At 61.6% G+C, this 2,814-nt stretch carries 4 protein-coding genes; 2 read left to right on the top strand and 2 right to left on the bottom strand.

Features of this window, described 5'->3' with window-relative positions:
• On the top strand, positions 1–536 hold a 536-nt coding region (hpt, locus tag A2I95_RS29815; protein WP_291735696.1), incomplete at its 5' end, for a hypoxanthine phosphoribosyltransferase.
• A gap of 254 nt (positions 537–790) precedes the next feature.
• Positions 791–1,120 (top strand): hypothetical protein, encoded by a 330-nt coding sequence (locus A2I95_RS29810; protein ID WP_291735694.1) that lies wholly within the window; start codon positions 791–793, stop codon positions 1,118–1,120.
• A gap of 3 nt (positions 1,121–1,123) precedes the next feature.
• On the opposite strand, the gene A2I95_RS29805 is transcribed toward A2I95_RS29810, so the two are convergent.
• Positions 1,124–2,266, bottom strand: a complete 1,143-nt coding sequence (locus A2I95_RS29805; RefSeq protein WP_291735693.1) for an amidohydrolase — start codon at positions 2,264–2,266, stop codon at positions 1,124–1,126.
• Positions 2,263–2,814 (bottom strand): lipoyl synthase (locus tag A2I95_RS29800; protein WP_291735691.1); only part of this gene is annotated, 552 nt, incomplete at its 5' end. The genes A2I95_RS29800 and A2I95_RS29805, both read right to left, overlap by 4 nt.

Below are 2,814 nucleotides of genomic sequence, written 5' to 3'. Positions count from 1 at the left end.
GTCCATATGTCATTGATGTGATGATCTCGGCCAAGGCCATTGCAGCACGCATCGAGGAGCTTTGTTCGGAAATTCAGGCGGAATTCAAGAACACCGACAAACTGGTCGTGGTCGGCCTGTTGCGCGGCAGTTTCGTGTTCATCGCCGATCTGGTGCGCGAGCTGGATCTGCCGATCGAGGTCGATTTTCTGGAAGCCTCCTCTTACGGAGACGCAATGGAAAGCAGTCGGGAAGTGCGCATTCTCAAAGACTTGCGCGGCGCTATTGAAGGGCGCGACGTGCTGGTGGTCGAGGATATCGTCGACACCGGACACACGCTGAATCACGTCACCCATCTGCTGCAAAGCCGCAATCCGGCGCGGCTGAAATCGATTGCGCTGCTGGACAAGCCGTCGCGGCGCGAGGTGGATTTCCGCTCTGACTGGGTGGGTTTTGAAATCCCGGACGAATTTGTCGTGGGCTATGGCATCGATTATGCGCAACGCAACCGGAACCTGCCGCACATTGGCAAGGTGCGGTTCACGGACGAGGGCTGATCCGCTTCCGGCCCGCCGCACCCTAAGAGTTTTGCACTCCTGCGGCCTGCACAACCGCCCGCAGGTTCATTGCGCCCGCATATGCAGCAAAGCCACAATCCGCAGAAAAACGCACCCGGGCAAAGTGTGCAAGGAAACCGGCGCCGGACCGCCGGTTTCCACCCGCCGCCGGCGCTTTCCGGCGCAGCGGATTTGCCTTTTCTGTCAGCCTTGATCATCTGTGAACCCAAAGCAGTGATCACAGGAAATCCGCAATGCAAAAGACCGCGATAGTGGCCGCAATTGCAGCAGCAAGCCTCGCCCTTGCCCCCGCCGCGACCCTTGCAGGACCGAAAAAACAGGCGCCGGGCCATAACAACAGTGCCGCCCATCATGCGCCCGGCCAGGTGAAAAAACGCCAGGCAAGGCAAGGCCATATCCAGGGCGGCGACTGGATTTATGTGAAAGACTACGATCGCTGGGGCCTAAATCCGCCGCGCGACGGTCACCGGTACGTGCGTCAGAACGGCAAAATCTATGAGGTCGTGAAAGACACCCTGGCCATTATCGGCGCGGTTGCCGTTGTCGACGCGCTGCTGAAGTAACGCTCAGCCCAGCAGGCTTCTGACCGTGTGCAGGAAAATCCCGGCCCCGACCGGGATCGCCGGATCCGGGAAATCGTAATCCGGATTGTGCAGCTGCGGCTGATCCACGCCGGAGCCGAGCCAGAACATCGCCGCTTTCGCCTGTTTGCCGAACTGGCCGAAATCCTCGGACCAGCGTTGAGGCACGTCCTGCATCTGTGCCGGGCACCCCGCCGCCGCGGCAGCCGCACGCAGAACGGCGACCGCTTCAGGATGGTTGGTGCAGGCGTCAAATACGTCATCAAATTCGATTGAAAATGTCAGCCCAGCTGCAGCGCAGGCCTGTTCCACATGCGCCGTTGCAGCAGCAATCAACTGCTCCATGCGGGCATCGGTGACGGTGCGCAGCGTGGCCCAAACCTCGCCATAACCGGGCGCAATGCCAAAAGTGGCCTCGCCCAGCCGCGCGTGAGTCAGGGTGACCAGGGCAAACTCCGGCCCCAGTTCAGCGCCGCTACCCAAGCCCGCAAGGCCTGACAATAGCTGCGCAATGGCATTGGCAGGTGAAATCCCGTCCTGGGGGGCCGCCGCATGGGAGGTCTTGCCGGCCAGCCGGATCCGCATTCCGCGCGACGCGCAGTTGGCGGAACTGGCAGACAAAGCCACCTGCCCCACTGGCAAGCCCGGCAGATTGTGCAGAGAAAATGCATAGTCCGGTGCGATCTGCTGAAACGCGGGATCGGCGATGACCGCAGGCGCACCCTTGCCGGTTTCTTCAGCCGGTTGGAACAGCAGCACTGCGCGGCCCTTGGCAGGACGGCTGGCAGAGAGATCTTCTGCCAGGGCAGCAACCATGGTCATATGACCGTCATGACCGCATAGATGGCCGCGGCCCTGATGGGTGGAGCGGTAAGGCTGATCCGAAAGCTCCTCGATCGGCAGCCCGTCCAGCTCGCAGCGGATCAGGACGGTGGGTCCGTCTGCCCTGCCATTGTAAACCGCGGCAATTCCGTGGCCGCCCAGCCCGGTCAGCAGCTGATCCGGTTCAAATTGGCGCAGGTAGTCCGCCACCATGGCGGCGGTCTTTTCCTCGACGCCCGACACTTCGGGGATCTGATGCAGTGCATGGCGCAGCCGGGTGAGCCGCGCCAAACGCTCGGGCGTCATGCAAGCCCCAGCTTTTTGTTGCGCGCCTCGCGCAGGCGGGCAAAATCATCACCGGCATGGTAGGAAGACCGCGTCAGCGGCGTCGCCGAAACCATCAGGAACCCCTTGCCATAAGCGGCTTTCTCATAAGTCTTGAATTCATCCGGCGTCACGAAGCGGTCCACCGCATGGTGTTTCGGCGTCGGCTGCAGATACTGGCCGATGGTCAGGAAATCGATGTCTGCAGCGCGCATGTCATCCATCACCTGTTTCACCGCCTGTGCATCCTCGCCCAGGCCGACCATGATGCCGGATTTGGTGAACATCGACGGGTCCAGTTCCTTAACCCGCTGAAGCAGGCGCAGGGAGTGGAAGTAGCGCGCACCAGCGCGGACTTCGGGGTAAAGGCCCGGCACGGTTTCCAGATTGTGGTTGAACACGTCGGGGCGCGCCTCGACCACGGTCTCCAGCACTGAGGGGGCGCACTTCAGGAAATCCGGCGTCAGGATTTCAATTGTCGTCTTCGGGCTGCGGTGGCGCACCGCCCGGATGGTCTGGGCAAAATGCTC

This window comes from Leisingera sp. F5 (assembly GCF_001593695.1).
The sequence above is the reverse complement of the archived record's forward strand: the minus strand, read 5'-3'. Positions and strand labels throughout refer to the sequence as shown.

Excerpts from the sequence above, each read along its gene's own strand:
- A2I95_RS29810 (WP_291735694.1), top strand. The coding sequence starts at position 791 with ATGCAAAAGACCGCGATAGTGGCCGCAATTGCAGCAGCAAGCCTCGCC.
- A2I95_RS29805 (WP_291735693.1), bottom strand. The coding sequence starts at position 2,266 with ATGACGCCCGAGCGTTTGGCGCGGCTCACCCGGCTGCGCCATGCACTG.